This is a genomic window from Variovorax sp. SPNA7 (assembly GCF_033807855.1).
In the GTDB taxonomy this organism is placed as follows: Bacteria; Pseudomonadota; Gammaproteobacteria; order Burkholderiales; family Burkholderiaceae_C; genus Variovorax; species Variovorax beijingensis.
The window spans coordinates 497,566-520,873 of record NZ_CP138514.1 but is presented as its reverse complement, the minus strand read 5'-3'; the positions used below and the strand labels follow the sequence as shown (position 1 = coordinate 520,873).

General features: G+C 67.3%; 21 protein-coding genes. 14 read left to right on the top strand and 7 right to left on the bottom strand.

What is annotated here, in order from left to right; translation table 11 throughout:
* The first annotated feature begins 33 nt into the window (after positions 1-33).
* From RZE77_RS30180 to RZE77_RS30165, 4 genes are read left to right on the top strand one after another with little or no spacing between them, the layout of a single operon-like run.
* Positions 34-1,833 (top strand): FAD-dependent oxidoreductase, encoded by a 1,800-nt coding sequence (locus tag RZE77_RS30180; RefSeq protein WP_319443368.1) that lies wholly within the window; start codon positions 34-36, stop codon positions 1,831-1,833.
* Positions 1,830-3,671 carry a 2-oxoacid:acceptor oxidoreductase subunit alpha gene (locus RZE77_RS30175; protein ID WP_319443367.1) on the top strand — a complete coding sequence of 614 codons (1,842 nt, stop codon included), beginning with the start codon at positions 1,830-1,832 and terminating at the stop codon, positions 3,669-3,671. Before RZE77_RS30180 ends, RZE77_RS30175 begins: the two co-directional genes overlap by 4 nt.
* The gene (locus tag RZE77_RS30170; protein WP_319433510.1) at positions 3,668-4,723 is read left to right on the top strand and encodes a 2-oxoacid:ferredoxin oxidoreductase subunit beta; all 1,056 of its coding nucleotides are present in this window, start codon (positions 3,668-3,670) and stop codon (positions 4,721-4,723) included. The genes RZE77_RS30175 and RZE77_RS30170 overlap by 4 nt, the downstream gene beginning before the upstream one ends.
* Positions 4,724-4,767: 44 nt before the next feature.
* Complete coding sequence (locus RZE77_RS30165) at positions 4,768-5,205, top strand: CBS domain-containing protein (protein WP_319443366.1); 438 nt, start codon at positions 4,768-4,770, stop codon at positions 5,203-5,205.
* A gap of 33 nt (positions 5,206-5,238) precedes the next feature.
* Here RZE77_RS30165 and RZE77_RS30160 read toward each other — a convergent pair whose 3' ends face one another.
* Complete coding sequence (locus RZE77_RS30160; protein WP_319443365.1) at positions 5,239-6,150, bottom strand: alpha/beta fold hydrolase; 912 nt, start codon at positions 6,148-6,150, stop codon at positions 5,239-5,241.
* Between the two features lie 93 nt (positions 6,151-6,243).
* Here RZE77_RS30160 and RZE77_RS30155 point away from each other — a divergent pair, with 93 nt between their 5' ends.
* The 4 genes from RZE77_RS30155 (at position 6,244) to RZE77_RS30140 (ending at position 10,329) form a co-directional block, all read left to right on the top strand.
* Positions 6,244-7,344 (top strand): mandelate racemase/muconate lactonizing enzyme family protein, encoded by a 1,101-nt coding sequence (locus RZE77_RS30155; protein ID WP_319443364.1) that lies wholly within the window; start codon positions 6,244-6,246, stop codon positions 7,342-7,344.
* Between the two features lie 62 nt (positions 7,345-7,406).
* Positions 7,407-9,035: a sensor histidine kinase gene (locus tag RZE77_RS30150; RefSeq protein ID WP_319443363.1), complete on the top strand. Its 1,629-nt coding sequence runs from the start codon at positions 7,407-7,409 to the stop codon at positions 9,033-9,035.
* Positions 9,032-9,721: a response regulator transcription factor gene (locus RZE77_RS30145; RefSeq protein ID WP_319443362.1), complete on the top strand. Its 690-nt coding sequence runs from the start codon at positions 9,032-9,034 to the stop codon at positions 9,719-9,721. The genes RZE77_RS30150 and RZE77_RS30145 overlap by 4 nt, the downstream gene beginning before the upstream one ends.
* 122 nt (positions 9,722-9,843) lie before the next feature.
* A complete protein-coding gene (locus tag RZE77_RS30140; protein ID WP_405547964.1) occupies positions 9,844-10,329 on the top strand; it encodes an SgcJ/EcaC family oxidoreductase in 486 nt (161 codons plus the stop codon).
* A 28-nt stretch (positions 10,330-10,357) separates the two neighbouring features.
* Here the strand turns inward: RZE77_RS30140 and RZE77_RS30135 are convergent, their stop codons facing one another.
* Together RZE77_RS30135 and RZE77_RS30130 are read right to left on the bottom strand one after the other, a co-directional pair.
* Positions 10,358-11,170: an ankyrin repeat domain-containing protein gene (locus RZE77_RS30135; RefSeq protein ID WP_319443361.1), complete on the bottom strand. Its 813-nt coding sequence runs from the start codon at positions 11,168-11,170 to the stop codon at positions 10,358-10,360.
* 83 nt (positions 11,171-11,253) lie between these two features.
* On the bottom strand, positions 11,254-12,501 hold the full coding sequence (locus RZE77_RS30130) for an SMP-30/gluconolactonase/LRE family protein (RefSeq protein ID WP_319443360.1): 1,248 nt from the start codon (positions 12,499-12,501) through the stop codon (positions 11,254-11,256).
* 238 nt (positions 12,502-12,739) lie between these two features.
* On the opposite strand from RZE77_RS30130, the gene RZE77_RS30125 reads away from it, so the two are divergent.
* Positions 12,740-13,690, top strand: coding sequence for an IS481 family transposase (locus RZE77_RS30125; RefSeq protein ID WP_319439115.1), 951 nt, complete (start codon positions 12,740-12,742; stop codon positions 13,688-13,690).
* Here the strand turns inward: RZE77_RS30125 and RZE77_RS30120 are convergent.
* Together RZE77_RS30120 and RZE77_RS30115 are read right to left on the bottom strand one after the other, a co-directional pair.
* Positions 13,687-13,920: a hypothetical protein gene (locus RZE77_RS30120; protein ID WP_319443359.1), complete on the bottom strand. Its 234-nt coding sequence runs from the start codon at positions 13,918-13,920 to the stop codon at positions 13,687-13,689. The genes RZE77_RS30125 and RZE77_RS30120 overlap by 4 nt on opposite strands.
* A 144-nt stretch (positions 13,921-14,064) precedes the next feature.
* Positions 14,065-14,598 (bottom strand): hypothetical protein, encoded by a 534-nt coding sequence (locus RZE77_RS30115; RefSeq protein WP_319443358.1) that lies wholly within the window; start codon positions 14,596-14,598, stop codon positions 14,065-14,067.
* A gap of 94 nt (positions 14,599-14,692) precedes the next feature.
* Between RZE77_RS30115 and RZE77_RS30110 the strand changes: the two genes are divergently transcribed.
* Both RZE77_RS30110 and RZE77_RS30105 read left to right on the top strand, forming a co-directional pair.
* On the top strand, positions 14,693-16,483 hold the full coding sequence (locus tag RZE77_RS30110) for a SulP family inorganic anion transporter (protein ID WP_319443357.1): 1,791 nt from the start codon (positions 14,693-14,695) through the stop codon (positions 16,481-16,483).
* Positions 16,484-16,561: 78 nt separating this feature from the next.
* Positions 16,562-18,496: a phospholipase D-like domain-containing protein gene (locus tag RZE77_RS30105; protein ID WP_319443356.1), complete on the top strand. Its 1,935-nt coding sequence runs from the start codon at positions 16,562-16,564 to the stop codon at positions 18,494-18,496.
* A gap of 7 nt (positions 18,497-18,503) precedes the next feature.
* On the opposite strand, the gene RZE77_RS30100 is transcribed toward RZE77_RS30105, so the two are convergent.
* Positions 18,504-20,084, bottom strand: a complete 1,581-nt coding sequence (locus RZE77_RS30100; RefSeq protein WP_319443355.1) for a bifunctional 3-(3-hydroxy-phenyl)propionate/3-hydroxycinnamic acid hydroxylase — start codon at positions 20,082-20,084, stop codon at positions 18,504-18,506.
* A 149-nt stretch (positions 20,085-20,233) separates the two neighbouring features.
* Between RZE77_RS30100 and RZE77_RS30095 the strand changes: the two genes are divergently transcribed.
* Both RZE77_RS30095 and RZE77_RS30090 read left to right on the top strand, forming a co-directional pair.
* Positions 20,234-21,343: an alcohol dehydrogenase catalytic domain-containing protein gene (locus RZE77_RS30095; protein ID WP_319443354.1), complete on the top strand. Its 1,110-nt coding sequence runs from the start codon at positions 20,234-20,236 to the stop codon at positions 21,341-21,343.
* A gap of 8 nt (positions 21,344-21,351) precedes the next feature.
* On the top strand, positions 21,352-21,894 hold the full coding sequence (locus tag RZE77_RS30090; RefSeq protein WP_319443353.1) for a cupin domain-containing protein: 543 nt from the start codon (positions 21,352-21,354) through the stop codon (positions 21,892-21,894).
* Positions 21,895-21,927: 33 nt separating this feature from the next.
* On the opposite strand, the gene RZE77_RS30085 is transcribed toward RZE77_RS30090, so the two are convergent.
* Positions 21,928-22,527 (bottom strand): NADPH-dependent FMN reductase, encoded by a 600-nt coding sequence (locus RZE77_RS30085; protein ID WP_319443352.1) that lies wholly within the window; start codon positions 22,525-22,527, stop codon positions 21,928-21,930.
* Between the two features lie 31 nt (positions 22,528-22,558).
* On the opposite strand from RZE77_RS30085, the gene RZE77_RS30080 reads away from it, so the two are divergent.
* Positions 22,559-23,278, top strand: coding sequence for an FCD domain-containing protein (locus RZE77_RS30080; RefSeq protein WP_319443351.1), 720 nt, complete (start codon positions 22,559-22,561; stop codon positions 23,276-23,278).
* Positions 23,279-23,308: the final 30 nt, after the last annotated feature.

Sequence of the window (23,308 nt, the reverse complement as noted above, 5' to 3'; positions counted from 1 at the left end):
CCGGGGTCCCGGGCGACTGTCAGGAGGCACGCCTTGCAGCGAACCGACATTGCCAACCCGGCCTATTTCCACAAGGTCGTCGATTGCCAGTACGCCTGCCCGGCGCACACCCCCGTCCCCGAATACATCCGCATGATCGCGCAGCGCCGCTACGGCGACGCCTACATGATCAACTGGGTCTCCAACGTCTTTCCCGGCATTCTCGGGCGCACCTGCGACCGGCCCTGCGAGCCGGCCTGCCGGCGCGGGCGGGTCGAACAAAGCAATGAGAAGGTCCCCGAGCCGGTGGCGATCTGCCGGCTCAAGCGCGTGGCGGCCGACATGAAGGACGACGTGCGCGCGCGCATGCCCAAGCCCGCGCCCAGGAACGGCAAGCGCATCGCCTGCGTGGGCGCAGGGCCGGCCTCGCTCACCGTCGCGCGCGACCTGGCGCCGCTCGGCTACGAAGTAACGGTGTTCGACGAGGAGGCCAAGGCCGGCGGCTTCATCCGCACGCAGATCCCGCGCTTCCGGCTGCCGGAGTCGGTGATCGACGAGGAGACCGGCTACATCCTGGACCTGGGCGTCGAGTTCCGCGGCGGCGAGCGCATCGGCTCGATGAAGGCGCTGATGGCTGAGGGCTGGGACGCGATCTTCGTCGGCTGCGGCGCGCCGCGCGGGCGCGACCTGGACATTCCGGGGCGGCGGGAAGCGGCGGCCGGCATCCACATCGGCATCGACTGGCTCAATTCGGTGTCCTTCGGCCACGTGAGCAGCATCGGCCGGCGCGTGATCGTGCTGGGCGGCGGCAACACGGCGATGGACTGCTGCCGCTCGGCCCGGCGCCTGGGCGGCAGCGACGTGAAAGTGATCGTGCGCAGCGGCTTCGACGAAATGAAGGCCTCGCCCTGGGAGAAGGAAGACGCGCAGCACGAAGGCATTCCGATCATCGACTTCCACGTGCCCAAGGCCTTCGTGCACGCGGAGGGCCGGCTGCTGGGCATGACCTTCGAGCGGGTCCGCGCCGAGTACGACGCGCAGGGTCGCCGCACGCTGGTGCCCACCGGCGAGCCCGATGCCTGGTTCGAATGCGACGAGGTGCTGGTGGCGGTGGGCCAGGAGAACGCCTTCCCGTGGATCGAGCGCGACTGCGGCATCGCCTTCGACAGGTCGGGCCTGCCCACGCTCGACAAGAACACCTTCCAGTCGACGGTGCCCCATGTGCTCTTCGGCGGCGATGCGGCCTTCGGTCCCAAGAACATCATCACGGCGGTGGCCCACGGCCATGAGGCGGCGGTGTCGATCGACAAGTTGCTGCGCGCCGAGCCGGTGTACGTGCGCCCGGCGCCCATGACCAACCTGGTGTCGCAGAAGATGGGCATCCACGAGTGGAGCTACGACAACGACACCTCGAACGACCTGCGCTACAAGGTGCCCTGGGCCAAGGCCGAGAAGGCGCTGGCCAGCATCGCGGTGGAGGTGGAGCTGGGCTTCGACGCAGCCACCGCCTTCAAGGAGGCCGAGCGCTGCCTGAACTGCGACGTGCAGACGGTGTTCACCGAGTCCGCCTGCATCGAATGCGATGCCTGCGTGGACATCTGCCCGATGGACTGCATCAGCTTCACCACCAACGGCGACGAGCCGGACCTGCGCCAGCGGCTCAAGGCGCCGGCGCTCAACCTGGCGCAGGATTTGTACGTTTCGGGCGGGCTCAAGACGGGCCGCGTGATGGTCAAGGACGAGGACGTCTGCCTGCACTGCGGCCTGTGCGCGGAGCGCTGCCCGACCGGCGCGTGGGACATGCAGAAGTTCCTGCTGAAGATGACGCCGGCAGGGGAGGCGGCCACCACATGAAGCAGATCGAGGCGGTCAACGATTTCGTCATCAAGTTCGCCAACGTCAACGGCTCGGGGTCGGCCTCGGCCAACGAGCTGTTCGCCAAGGCCATCCTGCGCATGGGCGTGCCGGTGAGCCCGCGCAACATCTTCCCGAGCAACATCCAGGGCCTGCCGACCTGGTACGAGGTGCGCGTGACCGAAGACGGCCACCTGGGGCGGCGCGGCGGCACCGACATGATGGTGGCGATGAACCCGCAGACCTGGGACGCCGACGTGGCCGAGCTGGAGCCCGGCGGCTACCTGTTCCACGACAGCACGCGGCCGCTGCCGCCTTCGAAGTTCCGCGACGACATCCGCGTGATCGGCATGCCGCTGACCGAGATCTGCAACGCCGTCTACCAGGACCCGCGGCAGCGCCAGCTGTTCAAGAACATCGTCTACGTGGGCGCGCTGGCCATCCTGCTGGGCATCGAGCCCGAGGTGGTCGAGAAGCTGTTCGGCGAGCAGTACAAGGGCAAGGAAAAGCTGCTCGCGTCCAACGTGCAGGCGCTGCACCTGGGCTGCGACTTCGCGCGCGAGAACCTCGAGCCCCTGGGCCTCAGGGTGCGGCGTGCCGACCGGGTGGGCGACCGCATCTTCGTGGACGGCAACAGCGCCGCGGCGCTGGGCTGCGTGTACGGTGGCGCCACGGTGGCGGCCTGGTATCCGATCACGCCGTCGTCCTCGGTGGCGGAGGCCTTCCAGAAGTACTGCACCAGGTTCCGCGTGGACCCGGCCACCGGCCAGCACCGCTTCGCCATCGTGCAGGCGGAGGACGAGCTGGCTTCCATCGGCATGGTGGTCGGCGCCGGCTGGAACGGCGCGCGCGCCTTCACGGCAACCTCGGGTCCCGGCATTTCGCTGATGGCCGAGTTCATCGGCCTGGCCTACTTTGCCGAGATCCCGGTCACGCTCATCAACGTGCAGCGCGGCGGCCCTTCCACCGGCATGCCGACGCGCACGCAGCAGGCCGACATCCTGGCCTGCGCCTACGCCTCGCACGGCGACACCAAGCACGTGCTGCTGTTTCCCGAGGACCCGCACGAGTGCTTCGAGCATGCGGCGGCGGCGCTGGACCTGGCCGACCGGCTGCAGACGCCGGTGTTCCTGATGACCGACCTGGACATCGGCATGAACCAGCGCCTGTGCGCGCCCTTCGCCTGGGACGACAGCAAGGCCTACGACCGCGGCAAGGTCATGAGCGCCGAAGAGCTCGAGGCCGGCCGCGACTTCGGTCGCTACAAGGACGTGGATGGCGACGGCATCCCCTGGCGTACGCTGCCGGGCACGCACCCGACCAAGGGCAGCTACTTCACCCGCGGCACCACGCGCGACGCCTACGCCCGCTATTCGGAGCGCGGGCCGGACTACATCTACAACATGGAGCGGCTGCTGAAGAAGTTCGCGACCGCGGCCGCGCTGGTGCCACAGCCCGTGCTGCGCCCGGCCGCCCGAAAGACCAAGTTGGGCGTGATCTATTTCGGTTCGACCAGCCCGTCGATGCACGAGGCGCTGCAGGCGCTGGAAGCACGCGGCATCCACCTCGATGCGCTGCGGCTGCGCGCCTTTCCGTTTCCGCAGAGCGTGGTGCAGTTCCTCGCGCAGCACCGGCAGGTGTTCGTGGTCGAGCAGAACCGCGATGCGCAGATGCGCAGCCTGCTGGTCAACGAGCTGGACATCGATCCCGCCCGGCTGGTGCGGGTGCTGCACTTCGACGGCACGCCCATCACGGCGCGCTTCATCGTCCAGGCCATCGCCGCGCATGTGCACAAGGCGCAGGCCGCGGGCGCCGCCGACGCGAAGGAGACCGCATGACCTACCTTGCCAAGCCCCGGCTGCACCATCCGACGCTGGCCACCAACAAGGTCGGCTACACGCGGCGCGACTACGAAGGCAAGATCTCGACGCTGTGCGCCGGCTGCGGCCACGACTCGATCTCGGCCGCCATCATCGAGGCCTGCTGGGAGCTGGACATCGAGCCGCACCGCGTGGCCAAGCTCTCGGGCATCGGCTGCAGCTCCAAGACGCCGGACTACTTCCTGGGCGCCTCGCACGGCTTCAACACGGTGCACGGCCGCATGCCCAGCGTGCTGACCGGCGCCAACCTGGCCAACCGCGACCTGCTGTACCTGGGCGTCTCGGGCGACGGCGATTCGGCTTCCATCGGCCTGGGCCAGTTCGCCCACGCCATGCGGCGCGGCGTGCGCATGGCCTACATCGTGGAGAACAACGGGGTCTACGGCCTGACCAAGGGCCAGTTCTCGGCCACGGCCGACCAGGGCTCCAAGAGCAAGAAGGGCGTGGTCAACAGCGACAGCCCGGTGGACCTGGTGGCCATGGCGCTGCAGCTGGGCGCCAGCTACGTGGGGCGGGGCTTCTCGGGCAACAAGGCGCAGCTGGTGCCGCTGATCAAGGGGGCGATCAGCCACGGCGGCGCCGCCTTCATCGACGTGATCAGCCCCTGCGTCGCCTTCAACAACCACCCGGGCAGCACCAAGAGCTACGACTACGTGCGCGAGCACAACGAGGCGGTGAGCCGCATCGACTTCATCAGCGGGCGGGACGAAATCACCGTCGACATGGCGCCGGGCGAAGTGATGGACGTGCGCCAGCACGACGGCACGCTGCTGCGCCTGCGCAGCCTGCATCCCGGCTACGACCCCGGCGACCGCCATGCCGCCATGGCCCACATGCAGCGGCACCAGGAGATGGGCGAGGTGGTGACCGGGCTGCTCTTCGTCGATCCGCTGGCGAGCGACCTGCACACGGCGCTCAATACCAGCGACCGGCCGCTCAATGCGCTGGGGCCGGCCGAGCTGTGCCCGGGCGCCGAGGCGCTGGCGCGGCTCAACGCGTCCTTGCGCTGAGCGGCGTCCGGCGGCACCATTACGTTCCTTCCGGAGGGCGCACCATGGCCGAGCGCACCGTTTTCCAATCCATCTCGCGCAAGCACGTGATCAGCCTGGGCCCGCAGGCCAGCGCGCGCGACGCCGCATGTGCAATGACGCGCGCCAACTGCGGCAGCGTGCTCGTCATGGAACTGCCCGACATGCTGCTGGGCATCCTGACCGAGCGCGACCTGATGACGCGCGTGCTGGCCCGCGGGCTCGACCCCGACCGCACGGCGGTGCGCGAGGTCATGACGCCCAACCCGATCTGCGTGCCACCCGAAACGCCGGTGTCCGACGCCGTGGTGCTGATGCTCGAACGCGGTTTCCGCCACCTGCCGCTGACGTCGGGCGCGAAGGTTCTTGGCGTGTTCTCGATACGCGATGCGTTGCCGCGGGAGCTTGGCACGGCGGTCAGCCTGACGGAGTTCCGCGAGCAGGTGAACGACGCGCTGGGGTAGGGGCGGCGCGAACCTGGCGGCGGACATCGGCTTTCACCAAGGCGCCGGCGCGAGGCTGAGGATCAGTTCCTGTGCCGTTTCCTGCGGGCATTCCTCGGGAAAGAAGTGCCCTGCGTCGAAACCGCGGCCGGAGACCTGCGTTGCCCATTGGCTCCATATCCCCACAGGTCCTCCAGCGTCGGCGTACCACTGGCCGAGCGCGCCGCGAGCACTCCACAACACGGTGAGGGGACAGGCGATCCGGCGGCCTGCCTCGCGGTCGAGCGCATCGTGCTCGCGGTCGCGCGATGCAGCCGCGCGGTACTCCTCGCAAATCGCATGCGCGTGCGACGGGTCCTGCAGGGCGCGGACGTAGGCTTCGCGCACTGCGGCAGGAAACACTTCTGGCGGCGAGCCCCATCCGCCAAGCGCAGCATCCACGACGACCGATGCAAGCCGCTGCAGCGCGAGTTCGGGCAGCGGTTCGTCCTGGGCAAGGAATGTCCAGGGCCAGTACGCCAGTGCAAAGCGCGCGTCCGCGCGATCCCAGGTTTCACCGGTGGGCAGGATATCCAGTACTGCGATCGAAGCGCAGGCTTGCGGATGGTCCAGCGCCAGGCGATACGCGACGCGTCCACCCCTGTCATGGCCCGCCACCGCGAATCGGGCATGGCCCAGCGAGGCCATCAGCTCGACCATGTCCTGTGCCATGGCTCGTTTCGCATACGCCTCATGCCGGACGTCGGAAACCGGACATTGGCTTGCACCGCAGCCTCGCAGGTCGGCACAAACCACGAAGTAGTGCTGCGCAAGGATCGGCGCCACAGCGCGCCACATCAGGTGCGTTTCGGGGAATCCATGAAGCAGCAGCACCGGGCGTCCTGATCCAGCCCAGCGCGCGAAAATGCGCGTGGCACTTGTGCGGATCACGCCGGTCTCGAAATCGTCAAAATCAGAGGGCGTCACACCTCAATGGTAAGCACTTGTCCGGTGCGGGGTCCGGTGAACATGCCAGTCGACGCTTCGCAGTCTCAAGCGGCAGCTTCAAGGAGAAGGTCCATGCGTTCCATCGCGAAAATCACGAGCCAGCTCTTCAAGGTTCCCCTCGCCGAAGTGCTGACGGATGCCAAGCACGGCGCACACACCCATTTCGAGCTGGTGACTGCAACGGTGGTGCTTTCAGATGGCAGCCAGGGCACGGGCTACACCTACACCGGTGGCAAGGGAGGACATGCGATCAAGGCCATGATCGACCACGACCTGGCGCCCGCGATGATCGGCATGGATGCAGCGGATGTCGAAGGCATCCACGATTTCAGCGAATGGCATGTGCACTATGTCGGCCGCGGCGGCATCGCCTCGTTTGCGATTTCCGCGATCGACATCGCGCTCTGGGACCTCCGCGGCAAGGCCGCAGGCCAGCCGCTCTGGCAACTGGCGGGCGGCGCTGCGAACACCTGCAATGCCTACTGCGGGGGCATCGACCTGGCGTTCCCGCTCGAGAGGCTGCTGGACAACGTGCGTGGCTATCTCGCCAAGGGTGCAGGCGGCGTCAAGATCAAGATCGGCCGCCAGAACCTCGAGGAAGACATCGAGCGCATCCGGGCGGTGCGGCAGCTGATCGGTGACGACATGGCCTTGATGGTCGACGCCAACTACGCGATGAGCGTGGACCAGGCCATCGCCGCGGCCGAGCGCATCAATCCCTTCAATGTCCTGTGGTTCGAGGAGCCGACCATTCCGGACGACTACCGGGGCTATGCGCGCATCGCCGCCGCCACCGGGGTCCCATTGGCAATGGGTGAGAACCTGCACACGATCCATGAGTTCGAGCATGCGTTCGAGCAGGCGGGGCTCTCCTTCATCCAGCCGGACGCCTCGAACTGCGGCGGCATCACGGGCTGGCTGAAGGTGGCCGAGCGCTCGCGCCGCCACGGGATCCCGGTGTGCTCGCATGGCATGCAGGAGTTGCATGTGAGCTTGCTGGCGGCACAGCCCAACGCAGGCTGGCTGGAGATTCACAGTTTCCCGATCGACGAGTACACGATGCGGCCGCTGGTTATTGAAAACCATCGCGCAGTGGCACCGGACGAGCCGGGAGTCGGGGTGGACTTCGACTGGGCGAAACTTGCGCCGCACCTGGTCGATCCGTCCCGCTAGCAACTGCGGCGAGGCCGCGTACGAGCGCTACCTTCAGTTCGAGGCCTGTAGACTTCGCCGCAATGTTTCGTCTACGGTTGTCGTTTGCCTTTGCGGTTCTTGTTGCGTTGGTGTGCTGCCAGGCCGCCTTTGTCTACTGGGGCTCCAATCGCGTCAACGAATACGCCGCACACAGCCGGCTGACGAGCGACATTCTTTCCGAACTCCTCGAGATTTCAGCCAACAAGCAGAGGCTGCGCGTGTGGGCCTCGCAGCGCCTCATGAATGCAGAGGCGACCTCGGCGGTGCGGGATCAGCTGCTCGAGCGGATGCGAACCGGTGCCGGGCGGCTGGACGCCATGTCCCGCCTGCACCTGGACTCGTGGCGGAAGGTGTCCTCGCGGGAGGACATCGCCGTGCCGCAAGAGGTTTTCCAGCTGGTCGAGATCAGCAAGCTGCTGGATGGCAACATCCTCGAGGTGCAGGCGCAGCTGCAGGACCTGCAGCCGCTGTCGCCCGGCGCGGAATTTCCGAATGTCTGGCGGCAGGTGGCGCAGGTCTTCGACATGACCCAGGGCCGGGATCTTCGCGAGCTGCTCAACGGCGCCATCGAAGGGCAGCGCAAGGCGGTTCCCATTGCCCGTGCCGCAACCGAGCGGGGCCTGGACCGGCTGCGGCAGCAGGCGATTGCCATGGCGATCATCGCCCTTGTCGCAGCGGTGCTGTGGGCCCTGCATCTGCGCGGGCGCCTCAAGCGCCCCCTGGAGCTGCTGCTGCAAGGCACGCGGGCCCTGCAGTCCGGTTCGCTGGAGCACCGCATCGACCTTGCATCGGGCGACGAATTCGAAGTGGTGGCGCGCCATTTCAACCAGATGGCGGCGGAACTGCAGCAGCATCGCCAGCAGGCCGACGAAGCCCGCCGGCGCCTGGAAGACGCGGTCCGCGACCGGACGCAGGAACTGCAGTCGGCACACGACACGCTCCAGCTTCTGGATCATCGGCGGCGGCAGCTCTTCGTCGACCTCAGCCATGAACTGCGGACACCGGCCACGGCGATTCGCGGGGAGGCGGAGATCACGCTTCGCGGCGGCGACAAGCCGGCCGAGGAGTACCGCCATGCCTTGAAGCGCATCGTCGGCACCGTCCAGCAACTGACCAAGGTGATTGGCGACCTGCTTCTGATCGCGCGGGCGGAAGCCGACCAGCTGGTGATTCAGCCGTCTCCTCTGGATCTCTCGATGCTGCTGAGCGAGGTCGCGGAGCAGGGTGAGGCCCTGGCGGCGCTGCATGGGGCCGTGCTGACCTGCGAGCCGATGGCGGAATTGGTCATGGTTCGCGCAGACGGCGACCGGCTGCGCCAGGCGGTGATGATCGTGCTGGACAACGCCATCCGCTATTCCCGCCCGAACGGCAAGGTGCATCTGGGCTGCAGCATTGCCGGCGACGAGGTCTCCATCGTGGTCCGCGACCATGGCATCGGCATCGACGAAGACGAGTTGCCCCGGGTGTTCGAGCGCTTCGTCCGCGGCCACCGGGCACGCGCGCACCGGGCGGATGGCAGCGGCATCGGCCTTTCCATCGCGCAGGCCATCGTCAAGGCCCATCGTGGGCGCATCGAGATCCAGAGCTGGCCAGAGGAAGGGACTGAAGTTCGCATCGTTCTTGCACGCCTGCCGATCCACGAATTCGAGGCGAGTGCGCTGCAGCCATGAACAGAAGCATCCTGATTGTCGAAGACGATCCCCGTGTCGCCGATTTCCTGGTCCGCGGGCTGAAGGCGGAAGGCTTCGCGGTGCAGCATGCCCGCACCGGTCCGCAGGGGCTGGAGCTGGCGCGCCGCGGAGACCTCGCGCTTCTGATCCTGGACCTGATGCTGCCGGGCATCAACGGCCTGGAGTTGTGCCAGACCTTCCGCGCCGAGGGCGGGCAGACGCCGGTGCTGATGCTGACCGCCATGAGCACGACCGAAGACAAGGTGAACGGCCTGCGCCTCGGCGCCGATGACTACCTGACCAAGCCATTCGACTTCGAGGAACTGCTCGCGCGTATCGAGGCGCTGCTGCGCCGCGGCCGGGACCTCAGGCCGCGGGTCATGACCTTGCAGGTGGCCGACCTGGTGCTGGACCGCGAACGCATGCGCGTGGAGCGCGCGGGGCAGCCGATCACGCTGACTGCCAAGGAACTGGCCTTCCTCGAACTGCTCATGAGCGCGCCCGGGCGGGTATACAGCCGCGAACGCATCCTGGCCAATGTGTGGGGCACGCACGAGGACCCGCTCACCAATATCGTGGATGTCTATGTGCGGCGTCTCCGCATGAAGATCGATGGCGATCACGCAGTTCAGTTGCTGCAGACCGTGCGCGGTCTCGGATACCGCATCAGCGAGACGGCGGGCTAGCAGGCCGTTCATTCGGCGTTCATCTTGTGTTCGACATACGTTCATCGCCGCCGCGATGGATGTTCATTGGCCGCCCGAACAATGAGTCCTGTGTTTAACCACTTGCATGAATGGACTCTTCGATGATCCCGCGTTTTTCCAAGCTTCTTCCCGCCGCCGCCGTGCTGGCGCTGTGCATGTCGACCTCCGTGTCCGCGCAGACCGCCCCGAGCGCAAGTTGCGCTCCCGCCGACGAACGCCAGGTCGCGGCGCTGTTCGATCGCTGGAATGCCTCCCTCGCCACGCTGGATCCCGACAAGGTGGTGGCCAACTACGCGCCTGACGGCGTGCTGCTGGCCACGGTGTCGAACCAGCCGCGCACCAGTCCGGCCGAAATCCGCGATTACTTCGTCAAGTTCCTCAAGGGTGCCCCGCAAGGCAAGATCGACACGCGCACGATCCGGGTCGGGTGCAATGTCGCGCAGGACATCGGCACCTACACCTTCAAGTTCAAGGACGGCAAGGCGGTGCACGCGCGTTACACCTATGTGTACGAATGGCTCAACGGCCAGTGGCTGATTGCGCACCATCACTCGTCGGCAATGCCCGAGAGCGTCGCGGCAAAGTAAAGGGACGGCGTCCGGGCCCCGGGGCCTGCTACGACCGCAGGTCGACTTCGGGCCGCATCGATGCGGCGCCGTTCCAGCGCACCTCGAAGCCTGCGCCGCGAAACTGGCCGACGACGAGTTCCCCGACGCGCTGCATGTCGGCATCGCCGCCCTCCGGCGCACCCCAGAATGCGAGCGAGAGCTGGCTGGTGCGCTTGGCGCGGTTCAGGTCCTGCCGCGTGTAGAAGCAGAAGCCATGCACGCCGGCCTTGCTGCCGCCGCGCTCGCGGAACGCGTCCGAACAATCGGAGAAGCCGTCGGACTGCGTTTCTCCCGCATCCTGCAGCGCGACCAGGCCGGCCTGCGTCAGCGCGGCGAACACCTCGGCAATGCGCGCTTCGGCGGCGCGCCACTGCGCGGCGCTCATCTTCACCGGCTCGGGTTCGGGCGGCGGCGGCGCGGGGACGGCGTGGCCGCTGACGCGCGCCAGCAACTCGGCTACTTCTTCCATCATCGCGTTCTCCGTGACGTGGTTGCCGTGGCTGTCGCTCACGTCGGCATTGGCGCCGGCGTCGATGAGCAGTTGCACGGCCTCCGTGCCCGGCGCGAATTCGGCGGCAAGGTACAGCGCGGTGCGACCGTCGGCACCCGCATATTCGAGCGGACTGCCGGCGTCGAGCAGCAGTTGCAGCACCGCGAGGTTCGCTTCGACCTCGGACTCGTCGGCGCCCATTGCGGCGCATTGCAGCGCGGTGAAGCCCTGCTTGTTCAGGGCGGCCAGGTCGGCGCCGGCCTCGATGCATGCGCGCACCGTGTCGACGTCGGCATTGCGCGCCGCGTCGAAGATCTTCTTCGGATTCATGGCATCTCCCGTTGATTTCGGGATTCTGCCGCACGCGCAAGGTGCGGCATCGGCAGTTCAGGCAGCGACCCGGCAGACCGTGCCTAGCCCGGCGCCGCGCCCTGGGTCGCCGTGTAGACGGCATACAGCGACTGGCTGGCCGCCATGAACAGGCGGTTGCGCTTGGGGCCGCCGAAGCAGACGTTGCCGCAGACCTCCGGCAGCCGAATGCGGCCAAGCAGCCGGCCTTGCGGCGTCCATACCGTGACGCCGCTGTAGCCCACGCTGCGGCCCGCATTGCTGGAGCACCACAGGTTGCCGTCGACGTCGGCGCGCACGCCATCGGGGCCGCACTTCACGCCATCGATCATGAAGTTGCTGAAGAGCTTGCCGTTGTGGAGCTTGTTGTCGGAGCCGACGTCGAACACGTACATGTCGCCCTTGCCGCCGGCGATGGTGTCGCCCGGTCCCTGCCCGGTGCTGACGACATAGAGCTTCTTGAAGTCGGGCGAGAAGCACAGGCCGTTCGGGTCCGGCACCAGGTCTTCGCCGGCGACCTGGGTGAGCGTTCCGCTCTTGTCGAGGCGGTAGACCGCGGTCGGCAGCTCGCGCTTGTACGAGCCGATCTCAGGCGGCTGCCCGAGCTTCGGATTGAGCCGGCCGGCCTTGTTCGCGGGCCCGCCCGCGGCGTCGACCGTGCCTTCGTAGAGCTGGGCGCCGTAGGGCGGATCGGTGAACCAGTAGCTGCCATCGGGATGCGGGACGATGTCGTTGGGCGAGTTGAGCCGCTTGCCGTTGAAGCTCGACGCGAGGACGGTCGCCGAGCCGTCGAGCTCGTAGCGCACCACGCGCCGCGTCAGGTGCTCGCAGGACAGCTGCCTTCCCTGGTAGTCGAAGGAGTTGCCGTTGCTGTTGTTGGAGGGCGAGCGGAACACGCTGACGTGGCCGTCGTCCTCGCTCCATCGCAGTTGGCGATTGTTCGGGATGTCGCTCCAGACCAGAAAGCGGCCGACCGAATTCCATGCCGGTCCTTCGGACCACAGTGCGCCGGTCCACAGCCGCTGGATCGGGGCGTTGGGCTGGCGCAGGCCGTCGAAAGCCGGATCGACGGTGAGCACGTCGGGATCGGTGAAGTAGGTGGTCGGAGCCCCGCGCGCGCTGAAGTCGCGCGGCGGCTGGGTGATGGTGCTCGGCGGCGCCGCCGGCCCGCCGGAGCCGGCTTGCGCGTGCGCCCATCGCGGCAGGACGATGGAGGCGCCCAACGCGGCGCCCGCGCCGCGAAGAAGCCTGCGACGTAGTACCGAACTATTCACTACGAAATCGATTTTTTCTTGTGCCACGACCCACTCCATGAAAACGATGGAAGAAGCGTTGGAGAACGCGAGCCCGCAAAGCCGGTCGCATGCTACGCGCTTCTCCAGCGCTGCACCATATTGCGCGGCTGGGGGCAGTAGTGATCTGCTTGGCGACGACCAACTCGCCGGGAAGCTAGGTGTGAAGCTCCAATAGGTTGTATCCGGTGTTCATCCGGATTGGGTTTGAGAGACTGGAAGTCGCCAAACACCCAATCCACTCAGGACGCCCAACCGGATGAACACCCATAAGCATGCCCGACTTACCTTTGCCCGCCGACTTGAGATGGTCAAACAGATGACTCGTGAAGGCTTGGATGCCGTGCGAGCCGCGGCTGCACACGGCGTCACTGCGCCAACGGCCAGGAAGTGGCTTGGCCGTTACCTTGCGGGCGGTGAGGCCGCCTTGGCCGATGCGTCCTCCAGGCCCATGCGCTCTCCCAGGGCCATCGATGCGGGCAAGGCCCTGCTGATCGTCGAACTGCGCAAACGTCGAATGCTGCAGGCTCGCATTGCGCGCAGCGTGGGCGTCTCGGAGTCCACGGTCAGCCGCGTCCTGGCACGCGCCGGCATGTCCAAGCTGAGCGACCTGCAGCCTGTGGAGCCCGTCGTGCGCTACGAGCACGAAGCACCCGGCGATCTGCTGCATATCGACACCAAGAAGCTCGGGCGCATCGAGCGGCCCAGCCACCGCGTCACCGGCAATCGGCGAGATTCGGTCGACGGCGCGGGCTGGGAGACGCTGTTCGTGGCCATCGATGACCACGCCAGGCTGGCGTTCACCGCCATGCACCCGGACGAGAAGCAAGCGCAGGCGGTCCTGTTCCTGCGCAATGCGGTGGCCTACTACGCCCGCCTGGGCATCATCGTAAAGCGGTTGCTGACGGACAACGGTTCAGCCTTCCGCTCGCGCGACTTCCGGGCAACCTGCATTGAACTGGGCATCAAGCACAGCTTCACGCGGCCCTACCGGCCGCAGACCAACGGCAAGGCAGAGAGGTTCATCCAGTCCGCGTTGCGAGAGTGGGCCTACGGCTGGACCTACCAGAACTCGGCCCATCGAACCGATGCCCTGGCAAGCTGGCAACACCACTACAACTGGCATCGCCCGCACAGCGGTATCGGCGGCATCGCGCCCATGTCCAGACTCAACTCGTCAAGAAACAACCTCTTGACGCTTCACAGCTAGGTGTCCAGCAGTCGAGCGCCTTGCGTATGTTCCCAGCCTTTTCCTCTGGCTTCGCTGGCCTGTCGTTCCGAGGAGCACGAAACATGTCCCGGTATCTCCGCGAATTGAAAAATCTCCTGACGGACCTGAAGGACCGCTGTGGAGAAGGCGATGATTCGGTGCAGCAGGTCAAGCGCGAGCTCGATGCCGTTGAAGCCCGGGAGTCCGGGCATCAGAGCTTGTTCGCCCATGGCCGCGACCGTCTGCTCCGCCGCAGCGGCAGGCACAGTTGGGAAGGCTACGCCAGCCTCTTGCACTCGACCCAGCGCCCGCCCCTCTGGGCTGGGCGCCGCTGGCGCAAGCAGCGCCGATGGGCCGGGGCTGCAGCGCGGGCTTCAGCTGGTTTTCTTCTTTGGACGCCCCGCCTTCAGCGGCACCAGCGAATCCAGCGCGCCACGCAGCTGGGTATCTGTGAGTTGTTGAAGCGCGTGCAGCCCGGCGCGCAGGAGCTCGCTCTTCCTGGCGGGACGTTTGAAACCCAGCGCCCGGTCCTTGAGGACGGCAATCAGACCGAAGTCCTGCTGGGGCATCGTGAAGCTGTCCCGCACGAGTTTGGTTTTGGCTTTGGCCGTCTCGCGCGCAGCCTCGGAAGCGATGGCCTTGGCGGACGTTGCCGGCTCCGTACGGCGAACCGTGGGCCGTGCGACCTGAGGCGGCGCGGCCACGGTCTTCACCGTCTTGGCCTTCAAGGGGGACGCCTTCTTTGCAATCGCCTTCTTCGCCGACGTCGTCTTCTTCTTGGGTCCAGCGGGCTGGACGCGGGCCTTGCCCGATGCCGCTTTCTTGGTGGCGGCGGGCGCTGCCGGGGCGTTTGCGTCGCTGGATGCGGGAGTGATTTCGTTGTTGTTGGTCAAGCCGAGGTCAGTCATTGAGGTTTTTTCTGGATATGGTGTAAATGATTTACACCATAATTGTGAACGCGATGAGAGCCGTTATCAAGATCCACCAGGTAGCCTGCGGCCTATGAGCAAATCGGATCCTTCGTCTCCCCTCCCGGAACCGGGCCGGATCGCGCGGCGGTCGAAGGCCGCCGATCAGACCGGGTGGAGCCGCTGGCTGCCGGGACTCCGCACGCTGCGCGGATACCAGGCGGCCTGGTTGCGGCACGACATCGTTGCCGGCCTGGTGCTGACCACGATGCTGGTGCCCGTCGGCATCGCCTACGCGGAAGCGTCGGGCTTGCCCGGCATCTATGGCCTCTACGCGACCATCGTTCCGCTGCTCGCATATGCCGTGTTCGGGCCCAGCCGGATCCTGGTGCTGGGGCCGGATTCCTCGTTGGTTGCGGTCATTCTCGCCGTCGTCCTGCCACTGTCTGGCGGCGATCCGCATCGCGCGGTCGCCCTTGCGGGCATGATGGCGCTCGTGTCGGGGGCGGTGTGCATCCTTGCCGGCGTCGCGCGCCTGGGCTTCGTCACCGAGCTTCTTTCCAAGCCGATCCGCTACGGCTACATGAACGGCATCGCACTGACGGTATTGATCAGCCAACTGCCCAAGCTTTTCGGCTTCTCGATCGAGAGTGACGGACCGCTCGGAAACCTGAAGGCCATCGCTGCAGCAGTGATGGATGGAAAGACCAACTGGACCGCGTTCATGGTCGGCGCAGGCACCCTGGCGGTCATCCTGCTGCTCAAGGGCCGCAAGCGTTTGCCGGGGATCCTGATCGCCGTGGTGGCAGCGACCGCCGTCGTTGGCGTGATGGACCTCGCGGCACGCGATGGGGTGGCGGTCCTCGGCGCTCTTCCACAAGGCCTGCCTGCATTCGCGATCCCGTGGATCACCAGCGCCGACATCGTTCCCGTGCTGATCGGCGGTTGCGTCGTCGCCCTGATCTCTTTCGCCGACACCAGCGTGCTCTCCCGTGTCTATGCGGCGCGCACGCGTACTTCTGTCGACCCGAACCAGGAGATGGTGGCGCTCGGCGCCGCCAACCTGGCGGCCGGGCTTTTTCAGGGCTTTCCCGTCAGCAGCAGTTCGTCACGCACGCCCGTGGCCGAGGCCGCAGGCGCCAGGACCCAGCTGACCGGCGTCGTCGGCGCGCTTGCTGTTGCCCTGTTGCTGCTGGTGGCGTCGGACCTGCTGAAGAACTTGCCCGTCAGCGCACTGGCTGCGGTGGTGATTGCATCGGCCATCGGCCTGATCGAGGTTGCCGACCTGCGACGGATCTATCGCATCCAGCGCTGGGAGTTCTGGCTGTCGGCTGCCTGTACCGTTGGCGTGACCGTGCTGGGCGCGATCGAGGGCATCGGCCTGGCGATCGTGATTGCGGTCATCGAATTCCTGTGGGACGCCTGGCGCCCCTATTCAGCGGTTCTGGGTCGCGCCGACGGCGTCAAGGGCTACCACGACATCACGCGCTATCCCGACGCGCGCCTCATTCCGGGCCTGGTCCTGTTTCGCTGGGATGCGCCGCTGTTCTTCGCCAACGCCGAACTGTTCCACGACAAGGTCCTCGACGCCGTGGCTTCGTCGCCGACACCCGTGCGCTGGCTGGTCGTTGCGGCGGAACCGATCACCAGCGTGGACGTGACCTCCGCCGACATGCTGGCCGAGTTGATCGAAACCCTGCACGCGGCCGACATCCAGATCTGCCTTGCCGAGATGAAGGACCCCGTCAAGGACAAGCTGAAGCGGTTCGGGCTTTTCGAGCGGCTTGGAGAAGCGGCATTCTTTCCGACCCTCGGTGCCGCCGTCAGCGGATACCTCGAGATCCATCCGGTGGACTGGGTGGACTGGGAGGACAAGCGGCGCTGAGTCCACGCCCCTGACTTGCCAGTGTCAAACTTTTGTCGTTCCATCCGGGGTATCTCGAACAACAACGAGGAGATCGGCATGGCGAAGATCGTCAAGGCAAGGGCCTTCTGCAACGACGAGGTGGCCTATCTGGCCTGGGAAGCCGACGGCAGGATCGAGGGGTGCCTCGGCTTCATGGTGACCCGCGTCTTTCTCGACTCGGGTGAGCGCCGGGTGCTGCCCTCCTGGGTGGCGTTCAAGTCCCAGTCCAACCCCGACTGGGAGGAGCAGGACACCAGCGTCTGGCCGATCCAGAAGTTCTCCTGGCGCGACCTGACGCTGCGCAAGAGCCGCAACACGCTGTCGACGCGCACCGGTCCCCTGCGCGTGAAGTACGAGATCCGACCGGTCGGCCCGATGAAGGCAGGCCTCACGCCCGTTCCGGCGAGCGACACGGCCCAGCCTGGCAAGTACAAGGGCAAGAAGATCCCGCTCGCGTTCTACGGCAAGGCCTTCGAGACCAACGAGATCGTCGCGTCCAACGACCTGGGCGAGATCAGCGTCGGCTTCAACAACGGCATCCTCTCGACCCAGAACCTGCGCAAGCAACTGCGCACCCCCAAGGGCAAGACGCCCAGCGCGGCGCTGGTCCGAAAGCGCATCGAGACCGTGGACGACCCGTTGCGCCGCTACCTGGCTGGCGACGTGCTGCCGATGCTGCGCGAACTGTTCGAGCGCGCCGAGGCCCAGGACGGGACGATCTACGCGGCGTTGTACGAACTGAGCGACCCCGAACTGATCGACCTGCTGGCCGAACATGCCGGCCGCCTGCACCTGATCCTTTCCACGGCCGGCAAGGACAAGGACTCGGGCGAGTGGGACACGACGAACGTCGAGGCCCGCCAGCGGCTGCGCAAGGCCATCGGCACGAAGCAGCTGCAAACCCGGAGCATGCAGGACCGGATGTTCAACACATCCGCGGGCATCGGCCACAACAAGTTCGCAGTGCTGGTGGTGGACGGCCAACCGGAGGCGGTGTGGACGGGAAGCACCAACTGGACGCCCACCGGCCTGTGCGCCCAGACGAACAACACCATCGTCTTCCGCTCGCCCGACGTGGCGCAGCACTACCTCGACTACTGGAACCGCCTGCACGAGGACAAGCAGCCGGTGCCCAAGCCGCTGTCCAAGGCCGGCAACGCCAACCAGGGCGCCGCGCTGCGCGAGGCGAACGGCCAGCCGTTCGACGCCGCCGTCGATGGTGGCGCCACGCAGGTGCAGCTGTGGTTCTCACCGAATACCCCGAAGCGCGGGACTCCCGCCACCCGCACGGTGCCGCCGGACCTGGAGGTGCTGTTCGACCTCATGTCCAAGGCCAGGCATGCGATCTTCTTCCTCGTCTTCAACCCGGGCCGCACCGCGGAAGACCAGCAGGACGCGAACACGGCCGTCTCGGCGGCCCTGGCCTTCGGCCGCCACCGGCCGGGCCTGTTCGTCGCCGGAGCGATCAGCGACCCCACGGCGATGCCGGGCTACACCCCGCGCGACCCGGCAGCGCCCAAGGTCCCGCTGCCGGCCATCTACACACCGGCCGGAGCCCCCAACGTGCTGATGGTGCGGGCCGCGTCCCTGCAGGACCCGGTCGGCAACTTCGACAAGGAGCTGCTGAAGATCGGGCATGCGATCGTGCACGACAAGGTGGTGGTGATCGACCCCATGTCGGACGATTGCGTGGTGGCCGCGGGCAGCCACAACCTCGGGTTCAAGGCGTCCTATGCCAACGACGAGAACCTGACCCTGATCCGCGGCAACCGGGCGCTGGCCTGCGCCTACGCGGTGCACGTGCTGGACGTCTACGAGCACTACCGCTTCCGGGCCGTGCAGGAAGAGATCCGGCGCGAGGCGATGATCGCGGGCAAGAGCGTGGAGAAGGCCGTGGACCAGGGTTTCCTGAAAGAGGATGACACCTGGCAGGACAAGTACATTGAGCCCGGCCCGGCCGATCTGCGCATGTACCTGCTGGCAGATCATTGATGGCGAGTCACCCGATGCCGAGCCTTGTGCCGGCGCGCCGCACCAGTTCGCCGATATCGCCGCGGGTGCGCGCCACGCCGTAGACCAGGTGGTCCGGCCGCACCAGCGCAGCCTCGCACCGGTGGCGGCCGAACCACGCGGAGAGAATCCCGTCGGCTTCGGCCATCACCGCCACGCCGTGCGCTGCCGCGGCGGCGTCGATGCACAGCACCTGGGCGCCGAGGGCGGCAACCGGATTGCGCAGAGCCTGCAGCGTGCCGGCATCGGGCGCATGGCGCAGTACCAGCAGGAATCCGCGCGGCAGCAGGTCGTCCATCATCCGCGGCGCCGCATCGGGGTCGATCGATCCCATGGGCTGGGGGAAGGGCGTGCCGGCGGGCAGCTCGTCGCAATCGATCAATCCGTGGTGCACGCCGGGTAGCAGGCTCTGGCGCAATTGCATGCGCACCTGGCCGCCTTGCTGCTCGCGCAGGCGCTGGTCGCGTTCGGCGGCACGCACGGGGTCGCGCTCGCAGATGATCTGGCCCAGCCGCTTGACGGTCGCAGTGACATCTTCCACCTGCGGTCCGCGCTCGTCGCCGTAGCTGTCGAGCAGGTTTTCGGGTGCGCGCTCCTCGAGCACCCATTGAAGCTTCCAGGCCAGGTTGACCGCGTCGCGCAGGCCCTGGCACATGCCCTGTGCCAGGAAGGGCGGCATCTGGTGCGCGCTGTCGCCGGCGAGCAGCACGCGGGCGTTGCGCCATTGCTCGGCAACCACCGCATGGAAACGGTAGGTCGCCGCGCGCCAGATGCGCGCGTCCGCGGGGGTGAGCCAGGGAGCGAGCAGCTTCCAGATGGACTCGGGCGGCATCTCGCGCTGCTCGGCCTCGTCGGCCAGCAGCAGGAACTCCCATCGCCGGTGCGTGCCCGGGCCGACGACGTAGGTGCAGGGCCGCGCGGGGTGGCAGTACTGGACGTTGGTGGCGGGCAGCCGATGGAGCTTGTCTTCGTCCACGTGCATGTCGATCACGATCCAGGGTTCGTCGAAGTCGAGGCTCCTGAGCGTGAGCCCCATCTGCTTGCGCGTGGGGCTGGTGCCGCCGTCGCAGCCCACGGCATAGCGCGCGCGCAGCTGCACCTCGGTGCCGTCGGGCCGGCGCACGCCGAGCAGCGCATGGTCCGGCGACTGGCCCAGCTGCAGCACCTCGTGCCCCAGGTGGACCGACACCGTGGGGAGCTGGCCGACGGCTTCGCGCAGCGAGGCTTCCAACGCCGGCTGGTTGAAGGTGTACGACGGCGCCCATGCGAGCGGGTAGGGCGACGGTCCCATGTCGAAGTGCTGGATCGGCTCGCCGTCGCATCCCTGGTAGATCGTCGGGCGATAGGGCGTCATGTGCGGCGCCAGGGCGCCGGCGATGCCGATCTCCTGGAACACGCGCAGCGCCTCGTGGTCGAGCGCGAAGGCGCGCGGCAGCGGGTAGATCTGCTGCGACTTGTCGAAGACCGCGACGCGCAGGCCGCGTTGGCCGAGCAGGGCGGCGAGCGTTGCGCCGACCGGGCCGAAGCCGATGACCGCCACGTCGACGGGCTCGGGATTCTGTTGGAGCATGGCGTGCCTTGAATGCATGGATTTAAATATTGTGCATAAAACTAGTTTTCATGCGCAAAGGGTTATCACCGATGACGCCGGGCCGGTCGGTCGAAAAGAATGCACAAAACGCACTTTGTGCATCAGGCAACCACCAGCAAGGAGACACCATGACGACGATGAAAGCCGCCCGACTGCACAAGGTCGGCGCCCCGATGGAAGTCGAGCAGCTGCCGATTCCCCAGCCGGCCGCCAACGACGTGCAGGTGCGCGTGCGTGCCTGCGGCATCGTGCCCAACCTGGGCAACATCCTGGCCAACTGGACCACCTGGTTCCCGGAGCTGCCGCTGCCGCCGCTGCCCGCGGTGTTCGGGCTCGATCCGGCGGGCGAGGTGACGGCGGTCGGCACCCACGTGCACGCCTGGAAGCCCGGCGACCGCGTCTACGTGAACCCGAGCCTCTACTGCGGCGGTTGCCGCGCCTGCCGCAACGGCGATCTCGTCAACTGCACGCACTATGCGTTCAGCGGCTATTTCGGCTTCTCGCAGAACTCGCTCAAGCTCTACAAGAACTATCCCTACGGCGGCCTCGGCGAATACATGATCGCGCCGCAGTACGCGCTGGTGAAGCTGCCGGACAACGTGAGCTTCAACGAGGCGGCGCGCTTCGGCTACCTGGGCACCATGTACTCCGCGATGCGCAAGGCGAAGGTCGGCCCGGGCCGCAGCGTGCTGATCAACGGCATCAGCGGCACGCTGGGCATCGGCGGTGCGCTCTTCGGCCTGGCCATGGGCGCCACGCGCATCCTGGGCACCGGGCGCAATCGCGAGCTGCTGGAGCGCGTCAAGGCGCTGGCACCCGGCCGCATCGAAGTTTTTTCCAACGCCGACGGCGAGGCGATCGACGCATGGGCCAAGGCGCGCACCGACGGCCTGGGCGTGGACACCTTCATCGACGCCCTTGGGCCCGGCGCGCCGCACGAAACCTTCCAGCAGGGCGTGCGCGCGCTGAAGCGCGGCGGGCGCGCCTTCAACATCGGCGCCATCGCAGGCATGGTGGGCATGGACCTGCACACCATGATGGACGAGCAGCAGAGCATCGAGGGCTCGGCCTGGTTCACCGCCGGCGAAGGGCAGGACATGGCCGACATGGCCGAGGCCGGCACGCTCGACCTCTCGGTGTTCGAGCATGTGTGCTATCCGCTGGAGCGCATCAACGAGGCGATCTCGGGCATCGCGAGCCGCAACGGCGGCTTCAGCAACTTCGTCATCAACCCCTGAGGCCCGCCATGAAGATCAGACGCGTGGTGGCGGGTACGGGCGCCGACGGCAAGGCCCGGGTGCTCTCGGATGGCGTGGCGCCGCGCAGCGTCGAGTTCACGACCCTGCCCGGCCATGCCGCGGCACTGCTGTGGGCCTCGGAGGCTGCCGATGCCGTAGGTGCCGGCGCGGCGGACGACCGCACGGGCGAGGCCGGCTTCGCGCCGGCCGCGGGCGGCACCCGCCTGATGATGGTCAGCTTCCCGCCCGATGCGGTGATGATGCGCGCCGACTTCGACGCGGCCGCCTTCGGTGCCGAGGCCGGCCGCCTGGTGCCTGGCCTGGCCGAAACCTTCGAGCCCGACCACCCGGGCATGCACACCACCGACAGCATCGACTACGACATCGTGCTCGAAGGCGAGATCACGCTCGAGCTGGACGACGGTGCGCAGGTGCTGCTGCGCCGGCACGACGTGGCCGTACAGCAGGGCAACCGGCATGCATGGCGCAACCTCGGCGACAAGCCCGCGACCATGCTGTTCGTGCTGGTGGGCGCCCGGCGCGCCGGCTGAAACAGGGCCCGCCCCATGAGCCGCACGCCATCGTCAGCGCTGATCCGCCGCCCGGGATGCGGCGCCGCCCAGCAGCGCGATTTCCTGCAGCAGGTCGGCCAGTGCCACGCGCAGGAAGTCGAGCGTGGTCTCGTCGACGAGGTGGCCGTCGCGGATGCGCGTGGCGATGTTCGCAATGGCGACGTGCTGCCGTACCACGGGCCGCGCCAGCGTGGCGGCCAGCGCGTCGCGGATCTGCGCCTGCGCGCGCACGCCGCCGGCGGTGCCCGGCGAGGCGGTTGCAATCAGCACCGGCTTGCCCTTGAGCGGCGAGGCGAAGCTGGGCCGCGACGCCCAGTCGATGGCGTTCTTCAGCACGCCCGGCATGCCGTAGTTGTATTCCGGCGAGCACAGCACCAGGCCGTCGGCCTCTGCAATGGCCGCCTTGAGCCGTGCCACGGCCGCGGGCGGCGCAGCGCCGTCGAGGTCGGCGTTGTAGAGCGGAACGTCGTCGAGAGGAAAGAGCTCGATGGATGCCGTCCCGGGCAGCAGTGGCTGCAGGCTGCGCAGCACCGCGGTGCAGTGGGATTCGCGCCGGATGCTGCCGGAGATGCCGAGCAGCCGGATGCCAGGGGTGGAGGTGCCGTGTGTCATGTTCAGGTTCGTGTTCAGGAATCGAGAGTTTATGCATAAAATTACTTCCATGCACAAACAAGAAATACCCCCCGCCTTTGAGCCGCCGCTGGTCGAGCAGGCCTTCGCCCGCTTGCGGCACGACGTCCTGGCCGGCACCTTCGAAGCCGGTGCCAAGCTCAAGCTCGACGAACTCCAGTCGGCCTACGGCTACTCGAGCAGCCCGCTGCGCGAGGCGCTCAGCCGCCTGGCGCAGGAAGGGCTGGTGCGCGCCGACGAGCGCCGCGGCTTCCGCGTGGCGCCGATCTCCGAAGAGGACCTGGCCGACATCACGCGCATGCGCGTGATGCTCGACGTGCCCGCGCTGCGCGAAGCCATTGCCCACGGCGACGACGCCTGGGAGGCCGACATCCTGGCCGCCTTCCACCGGCTCGAGAAGGTCGAATCGCGCCTGAGCGACGGCCCGGTCATTCTCGACAACGACTGGTCGCAGCTGCACCGCGCCTTCCATCTCTCGCTGCTGGCCGCCTGTCCGTCGCTGCGCCAGCGCACCTGGGGCGCGAGCCTGTTCGACCAGGCCGAGCGCTACCGGCGCTTTTCCGCGCGCCACCGGAAGACCGCGCGCCGCAAGTCGAACGAGCACAGGAAGATCATGGACGCCGCCTTGCGCCGCGATGCGGACACGGCCTGCGCGCTGCTCGAGGAGCACATCCAGAGCACGCAGCGCAACGTGATCGCCGCGCTCAAGGCGGCCCAGGCCGCGCAATCCTAGGGGCGCAAAGCCCCGCCACCGGAGACAGAC

Coding starts and splice junctions, on each gene's coding strand:
- RZE77_RS30080 (WP_319443351.1), top strand. CDS start 22,559: ATGCATAAAATTACTTCCATGCACAAACAAGAAATACCCCCCGCCTTT.
- RZE77_RS30150 (WP_319443363.1), top strand. CDS start 7,407: ATGTTTCGTCTACGGTTGTCGTTTGCCTTTGCGGTTCTTGTTGCGTTG.
- RZE77_RS30170 (WP_319433510.1), top strand. CDS start 3,668: ATGACCTACCTTGCCAAGCCCCGGCTGCACCATCCGACGCTGGCCACC.
- RZE77_RS30155 (WP_319443364.1), top strand. CDS start 6,244: ATGCGTTCCATCGCGAAAATCACGAGCCAGCTCTTCAAGGTTCCCCTC.
- RZE77_RS30130 (WP_319443360.1), bottom strand. CDS start 12,501: ATGGAGTGGGTCGTGGCACAAGAAAAAATCGATTTCGTAGTGAATAGT.
- RZE77_RS30175 (WP_319443367.1), top strand. CDS start 1,830: ATGAAGCAGATCGAGGCGGTCAACGATTTCGTCATCAAGTTCGCCAAC.
- RZE77_RS30105 (WP_319443356.1), top strand. CDS start 16,562: ATGGCGAAGATCGTCAAGGCAAGGGCCTTCTGCAACGACGAGGTGGCC.
- RZE77_RS30115 (WP_319443358.1), bottom strand. CDS start 14,598: ATGACTGACCTCGGCTTGACCAACAACAACGAAATCACTCCCGCATCC.
- RZE77_RS30125 (WP_319439115.1), top strand. CDS start 12,740: ATGAACACCCATAAGCATGCCCGACTTACCTTTGCCCGCCGACTTGAG.
- RZE77_RS30100 (WP_319443355.1), bottom strand. CDS start 20,084: ATGCTCCAACAGAATCCCGAGCCCGTCGACGTGGCGGTCATCGGCTTC.
- RZE77_RS30145 (WP_319443362.1), top strand. CDS start 9,032: ATGAACAGAAGCATCCTGATTGTCGAAGACGATCCCCGTGTCGCCGAT.
- RZE77_RS30110 (WP_319443357.1), top strand. CDS start 14,693: ATGAGCAAATCGGATCCTTCGTCTCCCCTCCCGGAACCGGGCCGGATC.
- RZE77_RS30095 (WP_319443354.1), top strand. CDS start 20,234: ATGACGACGATGAAAGCCGCCCGACTGCACAAGGTCGGCGCCCCGATG.
- RZE77_RS30140 (WP_405547964.1), top strand. CDS start 9,844: ATGATCCCGCGTTTTTCCAAGCTTCTTCCCGCCGCCGCCGTGCTGGCG.
- RZE77_RS30090 (WP_319443353.1), top strand. CDS start 21,352: ATGAAGATCAGACGCGTGGTGGCGGGTACGGGCGCCGACGGCAAGGCC.
- RZE77_RS30135 (WP_319443361.1), bottom strand. CDS start 11,170: ATGAATCCGAAGAAGATCTTCGACGCGGCGCGCAATGCCGACGTCGAC.
- RZE77_RS30165 (WP_319443366.1), top strand. CDS start 4,768: ATGGCCGAGCGCACCGTTTTCCAATCCATCTCGCGCAAGCACGTGATC.
- RZE77_RS30120 (WP_319443359.1), bottom strand. CDS start 13,920: ATGGGCGAACAAGCTCTGATGCCCGGACTCCCGGGCTTCAACGGCATC.
- RZE77_RS30085 (WP_319443352.1), bottom strand. CDS start 22,527: ATGACACACGGCACCTCCACCCCTGGCATCCGGCTGCTCGGCATCTCC.